The following is a 17,778-nucleotide window of genomic DNA, read 5'->3' as shown; positions in this document are numbered from 1 at the left end:
CCGCGCGGACGGAGGCCGGGCCACCGACGTGCCGCGGGCTCCGGGGGCCGCCCGCCTCACACCGTGACCGGCACGGCGACCGGACCCCGCGTGATCATCAGCCGCTGCCAGACGATGTCGTCGGCGAGCGCCAGCCGGTCGAAGCGGCGCACCAGCCGGCCGACGGCTATCCGGGTCTCCAGCCGGGCCAGCGCCGCGCCCAGGCAGTGGTGCGGCCCGCCGCCGAAGGAGACGTGCTTACGGGCGTTCGGCCGGTCCAGCCGCAGTTCGGCCGCGGTGGGGCCGAAGACCTCCTCGTCGCGGTTGGCCGAGGCCAGCCCGGCCAGCACCGTCGCCCCCGCGGGGAGCACCGTGCCGCCGGCCTCGTGCGGCGCGAGGGTGATGCGGCGCGAGTACTGCACCGAGGTGTCGTACCGCAGCAGCTCGTCGGCCGCGTTGCCGTCCAGGTCCGGGCGCTCCCGCAGCAGGCGGAGCTGCTCGGGGTGGCGGAGCAGCGCCACCACGCCGTTGGCCAGCAGGTTCATGGTGGTGGCGTAGCCGGCCAGGTACAACAGCACGACCTGCGCGATCAGCTCCTCGTCGCTGAGCACGTCGCCGCCGTCCTCGGCGCGGATCAACTGGGTCAGCAGGTCCGGCTCCGCGGGCGCCGGGGCCCGGCGCTTGGCCTCGATCACGGCGGCGACGCGGTCGACCAGTTCGGTCTCGGCCGTCACGATCGCCTCGATGAGTTCCGGGGTCGGCTCGGCGACCGGCTCCAGGGAGTGCGCCAGGACCTCGGCCCGGGTGCGCAGCCAGTGGTAGTCGGCCTCCATGCCCAGCATGTCGCAGATGACCAACAGCGGTAGCGGGTAGGCGAGTTCGGTGACCAGGTCGGCCTGGCCGTGCTCGGCCGCCGCGCGCTCGACGCGGTCCAGCGCCTCGTCGACGAGGCGGGTGATCAGCGGGGCGAGCCCGTTGATGGCGCGCTCGGTGAACACCTTGGTGAGCAGCCTGCGGAGCCGGGTGTGGTCCGGCGGGTCCTGGTCCATCATCGACAGGGCGTGGATGCGGCTCTTGGTGACGTTGTCGTCCTCGACCGAGTGCGCGGCCCGCAGCAGGTCGACCACGTCGGCGTGTCTGGTGACGATCCAGAAGCCCGCCGGGTGCTCGTACACCGGATTGGTCGCGCGCAATTTCGCGAAGTGCGGATACGGGTCGTCGGACACCCCCGGCGCGAAGGGGTCGAAAGCGTACGGCCGCGCGGTCGCGGCAGCGCCCGTCGGCTGTGCTGGTATTCGCCGGTCGGCCATTGGAATTCATCCCGTCTGTCGGAAAGCGGCACATCGAAAGCGCGTCGGACGACGGCACAGGGTCCGTGCCGGTTACAGGTAGCACCGTCGGCAGCCGGCGGGACAGGGCAGATCAGGGCGGTTTCCGGCTGTCCGAGTGGGGAAACTCCCCAGTCGGCCGCCGGTCGCCGCGCCGCCTGCCGTCCGGCCGGGGCACGACCCGCTTGACGTGTATATCCGGGGTCTCGAAACTCGAATCCGGGCTCGCGCCACCGCCCCGCTCGTGCATTCTCCGCCGATTATCCGAGAGGAATACATCGTGCCTGCCGAGAAAACGAAGGTACCGGACGAAACCGCTGTGCGGGTGGCCCTCTGGCGGGCCCTGCACGTACAGGCCGACGCGGCTCCGCATGTGGTCGAGGACGAGATCGGGCTGCGGCTGGTCGCCCCCGGCGAGGACTGGCGGCGGCGTCCGGACATGGCCGGGGACGGGATGAGCGGGTTCCGGGCCGGGGTGGTGGCCCGGGCCCGGTTCGTCGAGGACCTGGTGAGCGAGCGGTGCGCCGCCGGCGTGGGCCAGTACGTGATCCTCGGCGCGGGGCTGGACACCTTCGTCCAGCGGCGGCCGGAATTCGCCGGCCGGCTGCGGGTGTTCGAGATCGACCAGCCCGCGACGCAGGAGTGGAAGCGGCGCCGGCTGTCCGAACTCGGCCATGGCGCACCGAAGTGGCTGCACTGGGTGCCGGTCGACTTCGAGACCGGCGAGGTGTGGTGGGACCGGCTGATCGAGAACGGCTTCGACCCGGACCGGCCCGCCGTGCTGGCGTGCGCCGGGGTGACCATGTACCTCAGCGAGGAGGCGGTGCACGACACCTTGCGCCAGGCCGCGCGGGCCGCCGCCGGCTCGACGCTGGCGATGACCTTCGTCCTGCCCACCGCCTTCGACGAGCCGGCGGACCCCGTCGCGCACGCCGCCGCGGGCCGGCCGAAACCGGGCCCCCGGGTGCACTTCCGCAGCTACTTCACCCCCGACGCGATCCAGGACCTCGCCCGGAAGGCCGGATTCCGCGAGACCCGGTACGTCTCCACCGAGGAGATCACCGCGCGCTACTTCGCCGGCCGCGCCGATGACTTCCGGCCGGCGGCGGGCGAGCCCTTCATGCTGGCGCACACCTGACGGCCGCCCCGCGCACCGTACGGCCGCCGCCCCCGCGCCCGTACGACCGACCGCCCCCGTCACACGGTGACGACCAGCAACTCCTCCGCGTTGGAGGGGCGCAGTCCGTCGGCGCGGCCGGCGAAGTAGCGGTCGGTCAGCGCGGTGGCGGGGATGTGCTCGACCGTGCGGTACCCCGCGTCGCGGGCCAGCGCCAGTATCTCCTCGGGGGCGAAGAAGCTGGTGAACGGCGTGCCGAAGGCGCGCGCGGCCTCCTCCACCCGCGCGCGCAGCTCCCGCGGGCCCGGTTCGACCATGGCGAGCGGGAGCTGGAAGGTGGTGGCGAAGGTGGAGCCGGGGGCCAGGGCGGCGCCCTGCCGCAGCATGGCCACGATGGCGTCCCGGCCGAGGTAGGTGCTGACGCCGAGCGAGGCGACCACGGCGGGCCGGCCCGCGTCGAGGCCCGCCCCCACCACGGCGTCCCACCAGGACCCGCCCGCCTCGAAGTCGTACGGCACGAAGCGCAGCCCGGCGGGGAGGCCGAGGCCCAGCTCCGCCAGTCGCCGTCGCTTCCACGACTGCGGTCCCGGAGCGTCGACCTCGAAGATGTCGAGCGACGCGGCGAGTTCCGTACGGCGCTGGGCGAAGGTGTCCAGACCGGCGCCGAGGATGACGTACTGGCGCACCCCGCGCCCGTACTCCTCGGCCACCAGGTCCTCGGCGAACCGCGCGCGGGTGATCACGGCCGCGCGGGCGAACGGGTTGTCGTCCGGGTCCATGTCGGGCCGCTGCCGCCAGTCGTCGCCCGGATCGGCCAGCCGGAGGCCGAGATCGTCCTCGAAGACCGCCGGCGGAGCGTCGTGGTGCAGATGGAGCGCGCGCCACAGGGCGGTGCGCACGGCGGTACTGCTGGGCTCGCTGGTCATGGCGGTGTCCTCCCGGTCGTTTCCTGTGGGGTGCGGATCGGCGCGGGGGCCGCGCGTCGGGGAGGACGCGCGGCCCCCGCGCCGGAGCGGATCGCTCAGAGTTCCGAGGCCAGCGTCCCGCCGCGGCCCCAGTGGTCCGTCTCGACGTCGTTGACGATCACGGTGACGGCGGCCTCGGGGCACTTCGCGATCCGCGCGACCGTCTCCGTCACCTCTTCGACGAGCTGACGGCGCTGGTCCGTGCCCGCGCCCTTCCACCAACTCACCTGCACCAGGGGCATTTTCCGGTCCCTCTCTCTGTCTGGTCTGTTCGGCCTGTGTGGTCTGTGCGGTCTGTTCGGTACGGGCCAAGTCGTACGGCCGTGTCGTACGGGGCCGCGTCGCCCCCCTACGCCTCCACCGCTTCCCGCTGGCGCTGCTCCACCGCGGCCGCGAAGTTCTGCCAGATCCGGCTGCACTCCAGGGCCAGCCGCGCGATGTCGGCCGTCCGGTGGGGCGGCAGGTCCCCGCTGATCCGCGCCCAGTCGTCCGGGTCCAGCGTGTAGACGTCCAGCAGCCGCAGCAGGACGCGCCCCGATTCGGAGAACCGCAGCGAGGGGTCGCCGCGCAGGCTGCGCAGCAGCGCGGAGCGGTCGGCCGGTTCGGTCGCCTGGATGCGGGCGCAGGCGCTGCTCCGCTTGGGCGCCGGGCGCCGCTCGCGGTCCTGGCAGGGCACGCCCCGCAGTTCGGGCGCCTTCACCGCCTCGGCGTGGCACGCGTTGTCGCGCACGTTCCGTACGGTGTCCGGGCTGACCCCGGCCTCCCGGGCGATCTCGCGCAGCGACGCGCCCTGGCGGTCCGCGAGCAGGCTGCTCACCCGGGCCCGGGTCGCGGCGCCGTCGACCGGCCGCAGCCTGCCGTCCCGGCCGCGACGGTGGGTGATCGGCTCGGAGTCCTTGCTGAAGCGGCGCCGGACCGATCCGACGGTCTTGTGCGAGAGCCCCACGATGGCGGCGATCGCCCGGTCGGACCACTCGGGATAGGCGCCGAGGATGCGCTCGGTGGCCGCGGTCCGTTCGACCCGGGAGAGCGGGAGGCCGTGCATGACGTTCTTCTCGACGGCGAGGACGAACGCCGCGTCGTTGTCGCAGTCGCAGAAGTCGACGTCGATGGAGTCCTGGCCGCGGAGTTTCGCGGCGAGGAGGCGGTGGGCGCCGTCGACGACGCGCATCGTGCGGCGGTTGACGAGGATGGGCGGCAGCGCTTCTTCGGAGTCGGCCAGCAGGTGGGCGTGTTCGTCGTCGAGTCCGGACAGTCGGGGGGAGTCGGGCTGCACGATGTCGGTGAGCGGCAGCCGGGTCAGGGCCCTCGGGGTCGGGGGCCTCCCCGCGCCGCTCTCGTCGACCGTGCGGGCTGCGGACTGAGCGTTCACATTGCGGCCTTCCTGCTCGCTGCGGCTGTCGCCGCCGATACGGCTGGTCCTGCGGACTTCCTGGCCCGGTGAGCCGTGCTGCGTCTGCTGAATCGCCTTACCTCCCCGTTCGAGCGCGCCCCCGTGGGGCGACGAGTGGCCTGATCGTCGCCGACTCCCGAACGCTGCCAGGTGAGCGGTCCTAGGGCTATGAGTCAGATATCCCGAACCTTCCCGTCCGCTATGGGATTCGTGGCCGGCCCGGAGTTCCCATGCGGCCGGGGCCAGATGACTCACGACACCGCGGCACCGCAGCGGGTTCGATGACGACCGTGCCTACCGGACAGGAGGTAGCGGGATGTGCCGTATATACGGCCATTTCAACGCGGTGGTGCCGTCGGACCATTTGGCCCGCGTCGGTGAGCTGCAACGGCACGGCGGCCCCGACTGGCAGGGCTGCTCGGCCGGTCCCGACTGGTCGCTGGGGAGCAACCGGCTCGCCGTCATGGATCCGGCCGGCGGACGCCAGCCCTACCGCTCCGCGTCCGGGGCCGTGCACGCCGTCCTCAACGGCGAGATCTACAACCACGCCGAACTCCGCGAGCGGCTGCGGGCGTTGGGCCACCGGTTCGCCGACCGCTGCGACGGGTCGATCCTCCCGGCGCTCTACGAGGAGTACGGGGACGCGTTCGTCGACCATCTGGACGGCATGTACGCCATCGCCGTCCTGGACCTGCGCGCCGAACCGCGGCTGGTGCTGGTCACCGACCACCTCGGCATGAAGCCGTTGTTCCACCACTGGGACGAGCGCCGGGGCGCGCTGTTCTTCTCCTCCGAGATCCCGGCGCTCCTCGCGTTCCCCGACGTGTCCGCCGACGCCTGGGAGCCGGGGCTGGAGGCGTACCTGGCGAGCAAGACGCCGTTCGGCGAGCAGACGATGTTCCGGGACGTCTCGGCGCTGCCGCCGGCGGTCACGGCGGTCTGCGACCGGGCGGGCGGGCTGCGCGTACGCCGCCGGCCGCCGCCCGCGCCGGAGCCCGGCCGCCGCCGCGGCGACCTGCGCACCCTCCTGCACGGGGAGGTCGACGCGCTGCTGGAGGCGGACGTGCCCCTCGCCTCGATCACCTCCGGGGGCCTGGACTCCAGCCTGGTGACGGCCCTGGCCACCGGCAAGGCGCCCCGGCTGCACACGTTCAACATCGCCTACACCGGCTCGTGGCCCGCCGATGAGCGGCACTTCGCCCGCCAGGTCTCCGACCATGTCGGCACCCGGTACCACCAGGTCGAACTCGACCCCAAGGAGCTGCCCGAGCTGCTGCCGCGGGTCGTGTGGCACCTGGGCCAGCCCAACGCCGACCCGATCACGGTGAGCAGCTACGCGCTGTTCGCCGCGGTGCGCGAGGCCGGCTTCACCGTGGCGCTGACCGGCGACGGCGCGGACGAGATGTTCGGCGGGTACCGGCGGATGCGCGTGGCGGCGGAGGCCGCGGCGGCGGGCGAGCCCTGGTACGAGCCGTACCTCGACGAGCTGGCCGTCCTGCCCGCCGGCCGGCGCCGGCGGCTCTACACCCCGGAGTACGCCGCCGCCGTCCGCTCCGTGCCCGCCCTGCCCGAGGAGGCGACCGGCGCCCTGCGCTCCGGGCCGGGCACCGTGCTCGACCGGATCACCGCGTTCGAGATCGGCTACCGGCTCCCCGCCTACCACCTGCGGCGGGTCGACCACCTCAGCATGGCCAGCGCCGTCGAGGTCCGGCTGCCGTTCTGCCAGCGGAGCGTCGTCCGGCACGCGGTGCGCCTGCCCGACCGGGACCGCGTCCACGGCGGCGCGGTCAAGCGCGCCCTGTACGAGGCGGCGCGCGGCCTCCTGCCCGGCGCCGTACTGGCCCGCGAGAAGCAGCCGTTCACCCTGCCGATCGCCGACATGCTGACCCCCGGCTGGCCGCTCTGGGACTACGCCAGGGACCTGCTGGCCGCCGACCGGCTGCGGCGGTCGGGGCAGCTCAGCCCCGGCGCGGTGGACCGGCTCTTCGCGCACCAGGCCGCCCGGCCCGGCAACGCCACCGCACTCGCCCTGTGGGCCCTGCTGGTCCACGAGATCTGGCGCGAGCGGTTCCGCGGCGCGCCGCCCGTCGCACCACCCCAGGAACCCGAGGTCGTGGCGTCATGATCGGGCACATCGTCTACGCGCACGGGAGCCCGTGCCCCACCCTCGTCCTCGACGCCCGCCGGCTGCCGCGCGCCGACGCGCCGCTGCTCGACCGGCTCGCCTCGGCCCGGCAGTGGCTCGACGACGCGGGCGCCGGCCACGTCCTGAAGATCGCGCTGGTCGAGCCCTGCGAGCACCCGCTGTTCGACCTGGACTACCGGTTCGTACAGGCGCTGCCCCTGGGGCCGACCGCGTTCGACCTGCGCGGCTCGTGCGGCCACTCCATCCTGGCGTCCATCGTCGCCTGCGCCGAGTCGGGGTCGCTGCCCCGGCTCACCCCGGGGATGCGGGTGCGCGTCATGGTCCGCAACAACGGCGACCACATCGTGTGCGAGATCGCCGAGGCGGGCCGCGAATCGGCGCTGTTCGACATCCACTTCGTCCAGCCGGCGCCGAAACCGCTCAGCGAACTGCTGCTGACCGGCGCGGCCACCACGACGCTCGACGTGGCGGGCGAGCCGGTGCCGGTCTCGCTGGTGTCCATGGGCAACCCCTACGCCTTCGTGGCGGCCGCCACGCTCGGGCTGTCCCGCACGGAGGACCTGTTCGCCGACGACCCGCGGCTGTTCGACCGGCTGGTGCGCGTCCGGGAGGCCGCCGCCGCCCTGCTCGGCTGGCCCACCACCGGCGCCTTCCCCAAGGTGGCCGCGGTGATGGCCGCGGAGAGCGGCCAGATCGCCGTCCGCGCGGTCTCGGTGCCCACCTGGCACCCCACGATCGCGCTGACCGGGGCCGCCTGCGTCGCCGCGGCCGTACGGATCGAGGGCACCGTGCCCTGGGCCGCCGCGCGCCAGGCGGGCGTGCCCGACGGCACGGTCGACATCGTCACCGCCGGCGGGCGCTCCAGCGTCACGGCCACGGTGCGCGACGGCGCGTACGAGCCGGAACTCACCTGGATCACGGTGCGCGGCAAGCGCACCACCGCCCTCGGCTCGTTTCCGATCGAACCCCTCGCCGGCATCCAGTCGAAGGAGATCACCGCATGTCTGTCGCGTTCCCGGTGACGGCCCCCGAAGGCGCGCTGCCGGCCGCTCTCGTCGAGCGCCTCGGCTCGGCGGCGGCGCGCAGCGCGGCCACCGGCCGGCCGGACGAGACCCTGCTGGCCGAGCTGGGGGAGGCCGGCCTGTTCGGCGTGGCCGTCCCCGCCGCGTACGGCGGCTTCGGCGGCGACGCCACGCTGATCAACCACGTCGTCGCCCAGGTCGCCCGGGTCAACCCGTCCGCCGCGATCATGCTGTTCCAGCACTACGCGGTCAGCGCGCGCGTCGAGGAGTGGGGCGACGCGGCGCAGCGGGCGCGGCTGCTCCCCGCGCTGGCCAAGGGCGATCTGCTCGCCGCGTCCGGGTGGAGCGAACCCGGCGCGGGCGCGGCGAAGAAGCGCCTGAACACCACCGCCGTGCGGCTGCCGGACGGCCGCTGGCGGCTCGACGGCACCAAGTCCTTCACCACCGGCGCCGGTGTGGCCGGGCTGTATCTCATCCTCGCGCGGACCGCCGAAGACCCCGGGGCCGCCGGGGCCGCCGGGGCCGCCGGGGCCGCCGGGGCCGCCGGGAGCACGAACGACGAGCGGGACAGCGGCTATGGCGCGAGCGGCCAGACGTTCTTCCTCGTGCCCGCCGACGACGAGGGGCTGCGCCCCGACCAGAGCCTCGACCTGATCGGCATGCGCGGCTCGGCCACCGGCTTCGTCTCCCTGCACGGCTGCGTCGTCGGGGACGAGGACCGGCTCGGCCCGCTCGGCGAGGCCACCCGCATCATCGCCGGGGTCCGCCGCACCGGGGCGACGCTGGGCGCGGTCTCCCTCGGCATCGCCTCGGCCCTGCTGGACCTCGCGGTCGAGCAGGTCAACCGGCGGCCGGGCCCGCCCGACCAGGTCACCCGCTTCCGCCTCGTCGACCTGGCCACCCGGATCGAGGCGGCGCACGCCGTCATCGACCGGTCCGGGCGGCGGGACGCGGCCGACCCGGGCCTCGCGACCCTGCACAGCAAGCTGTTCGCCACGGAGACGGCGGAGCAGGTGGGCGTCGAGGTCGCGCGGCTGCTGGGCTCCGCGGGCTATACGGTCGCCAACCGCGTCAACGGGCTGATGGCCGACGCCCGCGCGGTCGCCCACATGGGGCCGACCAACGATCTGTGCCGGGAGCTGGTGAGCTCGACATGGCTGGGGTGAACGCGGAGCTGGCGGTGGTGGGCGGACGGCTGGTGACCCCGACGGGCGTCCGGCCGGGCACGGTGCTCGTCGCCGGCGGCCGGATCACCGGCATCACCGACGTGGCGCCCGACGGCGTCCGCGTCCTGGACGCGGCGGGCCGGTACGTGCTCCCCGGGCTGATCGACTCGCACGTCCACTTCCGCACCCCCGGACTGGAGCACAAGGAGGACTGGGAACACGGCAGCCGGGCGGCGGTCGCCGGCGGCGTGACGACCGTGATGGACATGCCGAACACGGTGCCCCCGACCCTCCGCCCGGAGGCCGTCGTCGCCAAGGCACGCCAGATCAGCGGCCGTTCCCTGGTCGACTTCGCCTTCCACATCGGCACGGACCCCCTGCGCCCCGAGGCCCTGGCCGGCCTCGACCCGGCGATCGCCCGCAGCGCCAAGGTGTTCATGGCCGGGCACCACACCGCGCCCACCGTCATCAGCGACCCCCGGACCCTCGACGCGGTGTTCGCCGCCGCGGCCTCCTCCGGCACCCTGCTCGTCCTGCACGCCGAGGACCAGCGGCTGCACGACCTGCTGGACGCCTGGCGCGGCGGCCCGCCCGGCGACTACCGGGACTACGAGCGGTGGCGGCCCCGCAGCAGCCCCATCTCGGCCGTCGTCCACGTGCTGGAACTGGTCCGCCGCCACGGCACCAAGGCGCACATCCTGCACCTGTCGAGCGCGGAGGAGGCGGACCTGGTCGCCGCGGCCGCCGCCGACGGGCTGCCCGTCACCTTCGAACTCACCGCCCACCACCTCTCGTTCACCGACGCCGACACCGCGCGCGGCGGCGCCCGGACCCGGCTGGCCCCGGCGATCCGCGGCCCGCGGGACCAGGACCGGCTGTGGGCGGCCCTGCGCGCGGGCGAGGCCGCCACCTTGGGCAGCGACCACGCGCCGCACACCAAGGAGGAGAAGGAGCGCCCGGTCGCCGACGCCCCGCCGGGGCTGCCCGGCGTGCAGGAGCTGGCCACCGCGGTGTGGACCGGGATGCGCCGCCGCTGGCCGGACGAGGACCCGGACACCGCCATCCGCCGGCTGGTGCGCCACCTGGCGGAGGGGCCGGCCGAACTGTTCGCCCTGGCCGGCAAGGGGCGGCTCGCCGCAGGGGCCGACGCCGACCTGGTGGTCTTCGATCCGGACCGGCCCTGGATGCTGTCCGCCTCCGACGTCGCGGCCAAGTGCGGCTGGTCCGCCTACGAGGGCTGGACGTTCACCGGCCAGGTGCGGGTGACGGTCAAGTCCGGGCGGATCGCCTACGACCGGGAGCGGGGCACATTCGGCGACCCCGCGGGGCGGTGGCTGTCGCCGCTCGACGGAGAGACGGGAGACACCGGCAATGGCTGAACGGACCGTGGCCATCGCGGGCGGCGGCATCGGCGGCCTCGCCCTCGGCATCGCCCTGCGCCGCACGGGGCTGCCCGTGACGCTCATCGAACGGACCGCGACCCTGCGCGACGCGGGCGCCGGCCTCGTGCTGTACCCGAACGCGCTGCACGCGCTGGCGTGGATCGACGCCTCGCTCGCCTCGGCGGTACGGGCCGCCGGGCACGTACCGGCGGCGGCCGAGGTCCGTCCGATCGTCGACACCGGCGGCGCGGTCGTCTCCATCGACCGGGTGGGCGAGCTGGCCGAACGATACGGGGCGCCGCAAGTGTCGCTGCTGCGCACGGCGTTGCAGTCGCTGCTGCTCCAGTACGCCGCCGAGGCCGGGGTGCGGATGCGGCACGGGCTCGGCGTGGCCGGCTGCGCCGACCGGGGCGACGAGGTCGAGGTCTCCCTGTCCGACGGGGACTCCTTGACGGCGGCGGCCCTCGTCGGCGCCGACGGGCTGCACTCCGTGGTCCGCCGCCATCTGCTCGGCGCCGCGCCGCCCCGCTACTGCGGATACACGACCCTGCGGGGCCGCTCCCCCGCGCCGCCCGAGTTCCCGCACGGGTTCATCGTGACCGCGGACGGCCTCGGCGTCTTCGCCGCCCCGATCGGGCCCGGGCGGCTGTACTGGACGGCGAAGGTCGCCGCCCCGGCCGGCCTCTGGACGGCCAAGCCCCCGAAGGAGGCGTGGGCCGACCTGCTGGACCTGATGGCCGGCTGGCACCCGGCGCTCGTGGACGTGGTGCGGCGCACCGACGCCGATGCCCCGGTCGTCGTCACCGACATCAACGACCGGGAGCCCGTCGCCGACTGGAGCCGGGGCCGTATCACCCTCCTCGGCGACGCCGCGCACCCCATGTCGCCGGGCGCCGGGCAGGGCGCGGGCATGGCCCTGGAGGACGCGGCCGTACTGGGCGGACTGCTGGCCCGCGCCGCCGACATCCCCGAGGCCCTGGTCCGCTACGCCGCGTACCGCGCGCCGCGGACCGCCGTCGTCGTGGACCAGTCACGCCACCGCGACCACGTCGTACGCGGCGAGCGGGGCGAGTTCAGCACCCACGACCACGAGCTGACCGATCTGTTCGGTTGGCGCGCGGAGTTCGACCTCGCCGCCGAGTGAGCGCGGCGAGCGCACCGGATCGGCACGGACACGTACCGGACGAATGAAGGGTGGACCGATGGCATCGGACACGACGCACTGGAACGACATCGAGATCGACTACGACAAGGTGCTCAGGACCGACGCGTCCAATGTGGCGTTGCTGTCCGCGGCCGTGGCCCAGCTCCCGGCGGGCGCCGGCGACATCCTCGACATCGGCTCGGGCACCGGGCGGCTCACCTCGCTGTGCCGCGAGGCGCTGCCCGGGGCCAGGATCGTCGGCGTCGACCCGGCCCCCGCGATGGTCGAGGAGGCGGTGGCCAAGTTCGCCGACGACCCGCTCGCCTCGTTCCAGAGCGGGGTGGCCGAGGACCTGTCGGCCTTCCCCGACGAGAGCTTCGACGTGGCCATCAGCAGCTTCGCGCTGCACCACCTCGAACTCGACACCTACCCGAAGGCCGCCGCGGAGCTGCGGCGGGTGCTGCGCCCGGGCGGCGTGTTCATCAACGCCGACCAGTTCTGCCGGGTGATGGGGCCGGCCGGCAGCGGGCCGCGGGCGACCGACGTCCTGGAGCTGCTGACCGACAAGGCCAAGTACTACCTGCGGGAGGCGAGCTTCGAGCGGATGCTGCTCCAGCTCGATCTGCTGCCCCGGTTCCTCCGGGAGGACGGGGAGATCCTCACGACGCCGGAGTTCTGGCGCGACCATCTCCTCGAAGCGGGCTTCGACGAGGCCGAGATCGTCGCCACCGAGCCCGTCGAGCTGTACAACCGGGTGATCGTGGCGAGGAGGGCGGCCCGCGAGGGGGCCTGACGGGCTCGGCGTGGTGGTGGGTGCCGCGCCGGCAGGCACCCACCACGTCGCCGGCCGGCCTCGGGGCAGCGCCGACGCCGTGCTACGGGCCGGCGTCGGTAGCCGAGGCGGGCTTCATCCGCTGACCTCAGTGGCCGAGGCCGGCCTGCCGGGCGCGAACCGCGGCTTCGGCGCGGTCGACCAGGTGCAGTTTGGCGAATATCCGGGACAAATAGTTGCGCACCGTCTTGATGGACAGGCCGAGCTGTTGGGCGATCGTCGCCGTACCCAGACCGTCCGCGACGAGTTCCAGCACTTCCAATTCCCGGTCGGTCAACTCGGGGAAGGGCTTGGCCGCCCCCACGGACTGGGACAAATGGTCGGTAACCCACTCGGAGGTACTGGAATCGAAGACCAAACCCCCGGACTGAACAATCCTGATAGCCAGCACAAGATCTTGGGAGGGCGCGCCGCGGGAGAGATAGCCGCGCACCCCGGCGCGCATGGCCGCGAGAAAAGCCTCCTGGTTATGGGCGATGCTCACAATCAGCACGGCCGTATCGGGGCGCCGTTCGGCAATGGAGGTGATCACTTCGACGGTGGGGGCGCTGGACGGAGCCACATGCAACAGCACCACATCCGGGCGCAATTGGTGAATCGCGGTCGCGGCCTCGGGCCCCGTGTCGACGTCCCCGACCACTTCCACTCCGTCGGCCCCGTCGAGCAGGCTCCGCAGACTCGACCTGTATACAGGCCGGTCTCCTACGATCAGCACGGCGACCGAATCTGCGCGAACAGACTTTATAGCCACTTGATCGAGCATGCTACTCCTCCCCCTGAGGCCGGGCGCAGCCCACAGCCAGGCGATCACAGTACCAAAACAGAACGTGAAGCACCGCAAATAAATTCAACCCGACCGCAAAAGCTTGTCAAGGCACTCGACCTCGAACTCAACGATCTTCCGGAACGTCGCATTCACAGAAATCCCACCCCGCCATGGGCATCTGACCCACGACAGGAGTGGCGCGCTCCGAGAGGATGGAAAAAGTTTTTCGGAGTTCGTTCGGCACCGCCGCGAGCCCACCGCCACGACCCGCTTTGCCCCCGGTCGGCGCCCCACGCAGCCAACACAGCCAACCCAGCCGACACCGTCGCAAATGGCAATAGAGCATTACTTACCAGGAGGACTTGGGCGCACCCATCCGCCACGGCCCGTCCGCCCCGCCTTTCAGGGCTACAATTCCCATATTCTAAAGTCCTTTGGAAATGAGGAGTGGTGACGTGGCGCCCCGAACACGCACTTCGGCCCCTGCCGCACCCGCACTGGACGAACCCGCGTCCCGCCGACGAACGTGGTGGCTGCTGGCCGCGCTCGTCGTGGTCGCCCTCAACCTGCGGGCCCCGATCTCGGCGGTGGCGGCGCTCCTGACCCCCATCGAGTCCGGACTGGGGCTGTCCAGCTTCAGCAAGACCCTGCTGACCGTGCTGCCCACCGTCTGCCTCGCCCTGTTCGCCTTCAGCGGCCCCGCGCTGGTCCGCCGGCTGGGCGAGGAACGGCTGGTGGCGGCCTGCGTGATCGTGCTGCTCGCCGGCGACCTGGTCCGCATGGTGCACAGCACGGCCGCGCTCTTCCTCGGCACGCTGCTGGTCGTCGCCGCGATCGGGGCGATCAACGGGGCCGTACCCGGCCTGATCAAGCGGAAGTTCAGCAGTCGGCTCGCGCCCGTGATGACGCTCTACACGATCGTCCTCACGCTGGGCGCGGCGGGCGCCTCGGCGCTCGCCCCCCGGCTCGGCGGCAGCGGGGGCACGCACTGGCTGGCCTCCCTCGCCTGGATCACCGTCCCGGTGGCCGTCGTCGCCTGCGCGATCTGGCTGCCCGCCCTGCGGCAGCGCGCCACGGCCGGCGGGCGGGCGCGCATCCCCGCCGAACTCTGGCGGGACGGGCTGGCCTGGCAGGTCACCGCCTTCTTCGGCTGTATGGGGCTCTCCTTCTACTTCGTCCTGGGCTGGCTGCCGACCATCTGCCACCAGCAGGGCATGACGCTCGACGAGGGCGGCCTCGTACAGGCGGTCACCTCGCTGATCCAGGTGGCCGGCTCGCTCGGCGTCCCGGCGCTGATCCGGCGCCTGCCCGACCAGCGGGGCGTCGCCGTCATCGTCGCTCTGCTCAACGCGGGCGGGCTGATCGCGCTCGTACTGGCGCCGATCTCCGTCGGCGCCTGGGTCGCCGCGGTACTGCTGGGCCTGTCCCAGGGCGCCGGGTTCGCGCTGGGGCTGACCCTCATCGGGCTGCGCGCCAAGGACGCCGACTCCGCCGTCGGCCTCTCGGGCATGGTCCAGGGCGTCGGCTACCTCATCGCCATCCTGGGCCCGCTGGGCGGCGGGATGCTGCTCAGCTCCTCCGCCGGCCTCACGGCCGCGCTCGTCCTGCTGCTGGTCGTCACGGCCGGCGAGCTGATCGCGGGCGTGGGCGCCGGACGCAACCGTCACGTTCTCGAACCGGCCCTCCCCGGGCCGGGCACCACACGATAGGCCGATCATGTCCGAACTCAACGCGCCGCAACTGAGCGCCCCCATCTACGCGGAGCTGGCACGGGCCGGCAAGGTGCTGGCCAACCCGCTCCGGCTGCGCCTGCTCGACCTGCTCGACGGGCGCGAACGCACCGTCGAGCAGCTCTCCCAGGAATCCGGCATCCCGTTCAAGAACACCTCGGCCCAGTTGCAGCAGCTCCGCTCGGTCCACCTGGTCAGCAGCCGGAAGGAGGGCACCAGCGTGCTCTACCGCCTGGCCGACGACGAAGTGGCGGAGTTCCTGGGCGTGTTCCAGGCGTTCGCCGAGCGGCGGCTGGCCGACCTCCGCAACGTCATCGACGTCCAGCTCGGCGACCTCAGCGCGCTGGAGCCGGTGACGGCGGACGAGCTGACCACCCGGGTCGGCGACGGGGCGCTGGTCATCGACGTGCGCCCGAGCGACGACTACGCGATGGGGCACGTGCCCGGCGCCTTCTCCCTCCCGTCCAGGGAACTGCTGGGCCGGCTCGACGAACTCCCGGACGACGCCGAGATCATCGCCTACTGCCACGGGCCGTTCTGCGTGACCTCCGCCGAATGCGTCCGCCTGCTCCGCGCGCACCACCGGCGCGCGCGCCACCTCGTCGGCGGCTTCACCCGCTGGCACCGCACCGGACACCCCGTGCACACCGAGGCCGGCCCGTGACGCCGGGCCCGCCCGTGACGCCGGGCCCGCCCGTGACGCCGGGCCGGCCCGCTCCGCCCGGCTGAGCCCGTACAGCCCGTACAGCGCGCCCAGTCCGTACAGCTCGTTCCACCCGTACAGCTCGCTCAGCTCGTACAGCCCGCTCAGCCCGTTCCATCGAGAGGAAGGCCAGCATGCTCATACGCCGAAGTCGGGTCGCCGTCGTGGGCGGCAGTATCGCCGGCTGCGCCGCGGCCGTCGCCCTGGCGCGGGCCGGCTGCGAGGTGACCGTGTTCGAGCGCAGCCGGGGCGGCCTGCGCGACCGCGGCGCCGGGATCACGCTCCCGGCCTCGCTCCACGACGAACTGGTCGACGCCGGATACCTCGACCCCGGCATGCGCGTGCTGCGCCGCCCCGAGCTGATCTGGCTCACCCGCGCGGAGCGGTCGACCGACGGCCGGGTGGTCGGCCGCCAGCCGTACCCGTCGATCATGGCGAGCTGGGCGCTGGTCTGGCGCGGGCTGCGCGACCAGGTGCCGGACCGCGACTACCACGAGGGCGCGACGGTCACCGACGTCCGGCAGCGGGAGGACGGCGTCGGGCTCTGGGTCGACGGCCGTCCCGCCGGCACGTACGCCGCCGTCGTCGGCGCCGACGGCTACCGCTCCGCGGTGCGGCCCGTCGTCGCGCCGGAGGCCGAGGTGCGGTACGCCGGGTACGGCCTGTGGCGCGGCGACTACCCCGCCGAGCGGGGCGCGGACGGCGCGCGGTCCCCGCTGCTCGACGACTTCGCCGCGGTCGGCTTCCGCGGCGGCCACGCCGTCTTCTACCGCATCCCCGACGCCGCCGGCGGCTTCCGGCAGAACTGGGCGCTGTACGGCAGCGTGCCGTACGACCTCTACCCGGACGGCGCCGCCCCGGTCCCCCGCGGGCGGGTCACCGAGACCGCCGCCGCCTACCTCGACGCGCTGGTCGCCCGCGAACTGCCTCCCACGTGGGCCGACGCGGTGCGGCGCACCGAGCGGCGCGAACTGTCCATCAATCCGATGTACGACACCACGGTCTCCCGCTACGCCAAGGGCGCCCTGCTGCTGGCCGGGGACGCCGGGGCGATCGCCCGCCCGCACACCGGCGCCGGCGCGGTGAAGGCCATCCAGGACGCCCGCGCCCTCGAACGCGCCTGCCAGGAGCACGAGACGTGGGCGGAGGCGCTGGCCGCCTTCGACGCCGCGCGGCGCGACGCCGGAAACGCCCTCACCGCGCTCGGCAAGCACCTCGGGAGGATGCGCGTCGAGGACTCCCCGGACTGGTCCACGCTGACGCCCGCGGACTTCGAGTCCTGGCTGCACGCGAACACGCACGGCTGGCAGAGCGCGTACGACCCGGCCTGACATCGCGTACGGGCTGGGGACCGCCCCCTCGGGAACGCCCCAGCGGCGGCCCGGCGCCGCCCCCGGAACGGCCTTGGAAACGCCCTCAGGAACGACGTCCACCACCCCTCAGGAGGAAGACATGTTCACGCTGCCGCCCATCACCCTGCCCGGCATCGACGCGTACGCGGAGGCCCACTCGGCCCCGGACCCGGCCCAGTTGGCCGGCGTCGCCGGGAACGACCTGGGCATGGGCCACTTGGTCAGCGGGCAGCTCGTGGGAGGGCTGCTGCGGATGATCATCCACTCGCTCCAGCCGAAGCTGATCCTCGACATCGGCACCTTCACCGGCTATTCGGCGCTGTCGATGGCGGTCGCCCTGCCCGAGGGCGCCCGGGTGATCAGTTGCGAGATCGATCCGGAGCGGGCGGAGGTGGCCCGTAAGCACATCGCGGAGGCCGGCTACGCGGATGTCATCAGCGTGCGGGTCGGGCCCGCGCTCGACACGATCGCCGCGATCGAGGAGCCCCTGGACCTGGTCTTCATCGACGCGGACAAGCCGAACTACCACAACTACTACTCCGCGACGCTGCCCAAGCTCGCCCCGCGTGCGCTCATCGTCTGCGACAACACGCTGTGGCGCGGGGAGATCATCGACGCGGACAGCACCGACCCCGACGTCCAGGCGCTGCGGCGGTTCAACGAGGCCGTCGCGGCCGATCCCCGGTGCGAGTCCGTGATGCTCACCGTGCGGGACGGGGTCACGCTGATCCGCCGCGTCTGAGGACCGCCGGG

16 protein-coding genes and 1 pseudogene are annotated in these 17,778 nt (G+C 73.4%); 12 read left to right on the top strand and 5 right to left on the bottom strand.

From position 1 onward, the window contains the following. Positions 1–56: 56 nt before the first annotated feature. On the bottom strand, positions 57–1,289 hold the full coding sequence (locus tag IF55_RS28440; protein WP_048832641.1) for a cytochrome P450: 1,233 nt from the start codon (positions 1,287–1,289) through the stop codon (positions 57–59). Positions 1,290–1,587: 298 nt separating this feature from the next. Here IF55_RS28440 and IF55_RS28435 point away from each other — a divergent pair, with 298 nt between their 5' ends. Next, complete coding sequence (locus tag IF55_RS28435) at positions 1,588–2,445, top strand: class I SAM-dependent methyltransferase (protein WP_030892007.1); 858 nt, start codon at positions 1,588–1,590, stop codon at positions 2,443–2,445. A 59-nt stretch (positions 2,446–2,504) separates the two neighbouring features. Here IF55_RS28435 and IF55_RS28430 read toward each other — a convergent pair whose 3' ends face one another. The 3 genes from IF55_RS28430 to IF55_RS28420 all read right to left on the bottom strand — a co-directional run bounded on the left by IF55_RS28430 (position 2,505) and on the right by IF55_RS28420 (position 4,761). Next, positions 2,505–3,350 carry a class I SAM-dependent methyltransferase gene (locus tag IF55_RS28430; RefSeq protein ID WP_030892009.1) on the bottom strand — a complete coding sequence of 282 codons (846 nt, stop codon included), beginning with the start codon at positions 3,348–3,350 and terminating at the stop codon, positions 2,505–2,507. A 95-nt stretch (positions 3,351–3,445) separates the two neighbouring features. Further along, positions 3,446–3,631 (bottom strand): tautomerase family protein, encoded by a 186-nt coding sequence (locus IF55_RS28425; RefSeq protein WP_030892011.1) that lies wholly within the window; start codon positions 3,629–3,631, stop codon positions 3,446–3,448. Positions 3,632–3,738: 107 nt separating this feature from the next. After that, positions 3,739–4,761 (bottom strand): ParB/RepB/Spo0J family partition protein, encoded by a 1,023-nt coding sequence (locus IF55_RS28420; RefSeq protein WP_030892013.1) that lies wholly within the window; start codon positions 4,759–4,761, stop codon positions 3,739–3,741. A 337-nt stretch (positions 4,762–5,098) separates the two neighbouring features. Between IF55_RS28420 and asnB the strand changes: the two genes are divergently transcribed. The 6 genes from asnB to IF55_RS28390 are packed head-to-tail and all read left to right on the top strand — an operon-like array spanning position 5,099 to position 12,435. After that, positions 5,099–6,907, top strand: coding sequence for an asparagine synthase (glutamine-hydrolyzing) (gene asnB, locus IF55_RS28415; protein WP_030892015.1), 1,809 nt, complete (start codon positions 5,099–5,101; stop codon positions 6,905–6,907). Next, positions 6,904–7,950, top strand: coding sequence for a PrpF domain-containing protein (locus IF55_RS28410; RefSeq protein ID WP_030892018.1), 1,047 nt, complete (start codon positions 6,904–6,906; stop codon positions 7,948–7,950). The genes asnB and IF55_RS28410 overlap by 4 nt, the downstream gene beginning before the upstream one ends. Then, on the top strand, positions 7,929–9,116 hold the full coding sequence (locus tag IF55_RS28405) for an acyl-CoA dehydrogenase family protein (protein WP_030892020.1): 1,188 nt from the start codon (positions 7,929–7,931) through the stop codon (positions 9,114–9,116). The genes IF55_RS28410 and IF55_RS28405 overlap by 22 nt, the downstream gene beginning before the upstream one ends. Continuing rightward, on the top strand, positions 9,104–10,495 hold the full coding sequence (locus IF55_RS28400) for a dihydroorotase (protein WP_037967204.1): 1,392 nt from the start codon (positions 9,104–9,106) through the stop codon (positions 10,493–10,495). Before IF55_RS28405 ends, IF55_RS28400 begins: the two co-directional genes overlap by 13 nt. Beyond that, positions 10,488–11,642, top strand: a complete 1,155-nt coding sequence (locus tag IF55_RS28395) for an FAD-dependent monooxygenase (RefSeq protein WP_048832638.1) — start codon at positions 10,488–10,490, stop codon at positions 11,640–11,642. Before IF55_RS28400 ends, IF55_RS28395 begins: the two co-directional genes overlap by 8 nt. A gap of 58 nt (positions 11,643–11,700) precedes the next feature. Then, positions 11,701–12,435 (top strand): class I SAM-dependent methyltransferase, encoded by a 735-nt coding sequence (locus IF55_RS28390; protein WP_030892030.1) that lies wholly within the window; start codon positions 11,701–11,703, stop codon positions 12,433–12,435. A 127-nt stretch (positions 12,436–12,562) separates the two neighbouring features. On the opposite strand, the gene IF55_RS28385 is transcribed toward IF55_RS28390, so the two are convergent. Next, on the bottom strand, positions 12,563–13,237 hold the full coding sequence (locus IF55_RS28385) for a LuxR C-terminal-related transcriptional regulator (protein WP_048832636.1): 675 nt from the start codon (positions 13,235–13,237) through the stop codon (positions 12,563–12,565). A 458-nt stretch (positions 13,238–13,695) separates the two neighbouring features. Here IF55_RS28385 and IF55_RS28380 point away from each other — a divergent pair, with 458 nt between their 5' ends. The 5 genes and pseudogenes from IF55_RS28380 (at position 13,696) to IF55_RS28365 (ending at position 17,767) form a co-directional block, all read left to right on the top strand. After that, positions 13,696–14,949: an MFS transporter gene (locus IF55_RS28380; RefSeq protein WP_157854595.1), complete on the top strand. Its 1,254-nt coding sequence runs from the start codon at positions 13,696–13,698 to the stop codon at positions 14,947–14,949. 7 nt (positions 14,950–14,956) lie between these two features. Continuing rightward, the gene (locus IF55_RS28375) at positions 14,957–15,634 is read left to right on the top strand and encodes an ArsR/SmtB family transcription factor (protein WP_030892038.1); all 678 of its coding nucleotides are present in this window, start codon (positions 14,957–14,959) and stop codon (positions 15,632–15,634) included. A 134-nt stretch (positions 15,635–15,768) separates the two neighbouring features. After that, positions 15,769–15,912, top strand: a pseudogene (locus IF55_RS41370) (NAD(P)-binding protein); the annotation flags it as partial. Positions 15,913–16,008: 96 nt separating this feature from the next. Then, the gene (locus tag IF55_RS28370) at positions 16,009–17,004 is read left to right on the top strand and encodes an FAD-dependent monooxygenase (RefSeq protein ID WP_342668352.1); all 996 of its coding nucleotides are present in this window, start codon (positions 16,009–16,011) and stop codon (positions 17,002–17,004) included. Positions 17,005–17,125: 121 nt separating this feature from the next. Then, complete coding sequence (locus IF55_RS28365; RefSeq protein WP_048832632.1) at positions 17,126–17,767, top strand: O-methyltransferase; 642 nt, start codon at positions 17,126–17,128, stop codon at positions 17,765–17,767. Positions 17,768–17,778 lie beyond the last annotated feature (11 nt).

This window comes from Streptomyces varsoviensis, assembly GCF_000718635.1.
In the GTDB taxonomy this organism is placed as follows: Bacteria; Actinomycetota; Actinomycetes; order Streptomycetales; family Streptomycetaceae; genus Streptomyces; species Streptomyces varsoviensis.
Note: the sequence above shows the minus strand (reverse complement) of the source record. Positions and strands in the feature narration are given on the sequence as shown.

What these genes read in the sequence shown, in the direction of transcription:
- IF55_RS28440 (WP_048832641.1), bottom strand. Translation starts at nt 1,289, where the DNA reads ATGGCCGACCGGCGAATACCAGCACAGCCGACGGGCGCTGCCGCGACC.
- IF55_RS28430 (WP_030892009.1), bottom strand. Translation starts at nt 3,350, where the DNA reads ATGACCAGCGAGCCCAGCAGTACCGCCGTGCGCACCGCCCTGTGGCGC.
- IF55_RS28425 (WP_030892011.1), bottom strand. Translation starts at nt 3,631, where the DNA reads ATGCCCCTGGTGCAGGTGAGTTGGTGGAAGGGCGCGGGCACGGACCAG.
- asnB (WP_030892015.1), top strand. Translation starts at nt 5,099, where the DNA reads ATGTGCCGTATATACGGCCATTTCAACGCGGTGGTGCCGTCGGACCAT.
- IF55_RS28410 (WP_030892018.1), top strand. Translation starts at nt 6,904, where the DNA reads ATGATCGGGCACATCGTCTACGCGCACGGGAGCCCGTGCCCCACCCTC.
- IF55_RS28405 (WP_030892020.1), top strand. Translation starts at nt 7,929, where the DNA reads ATGTCTGTCGCGTTCCCGGTGACGGCCCCCGAAGGCGCGCTGCCGGCC.
- IF55_RS28400 (WP_037967204.1), top strand. Translation starts at nt 9,104, where the DNA reads ATGGCTGGGGTGAACGCGGAGCTGGCGGTGGTGGGCGGACGGCTGGTG.
- IF55_RS28395 (WP_048832638.1), top strand. Translation starts at nt 10,488, where the DNA reads ATGGCTGAACGGACCGTGGCCATCGCGGGCGGCGGCATCGGCGGCCTC.
- IF55_RS28390 (WP_030892030.1), top strand. Translation starts at nt 11,701, where the DNA reads ATGGCATCGGACACGACGCACTGGAACGACATCGAGATCGACTACGAC.
- IF55_RS28385 (WP_048832636.1), bottom strand. Translation starts at nt 13,237, where the DNA reads ATGCTCGATCAAGTGGCTATAAAGTCTGTTCGCGCAGATTCGGTCGCC.
- IF55_RS28375 (WP_030892038.1), top strand. Translation starts at nt 14,957, where the DNA reads ATGTCCGAACTCAACGCGCCGCAACTGAGCGCCCCCATCTACGCGGAG.
- IF55_RS28370 (WP_342668352.1), top strand. Translation starts at nt 16,009, where the DNA reads ATGCGCGTGCTGCGCCGCCCCGAGCTGATCTGGCTCACCCGCGCGGAG.
- IF55_RS28365 (WP_048832632.1), top strand. Translation starts at nt 17,126, where the DNA reads ATGTTCACGCTGCCGCCCATCACCCTGCCCGGCATCGACGCGTACGCG.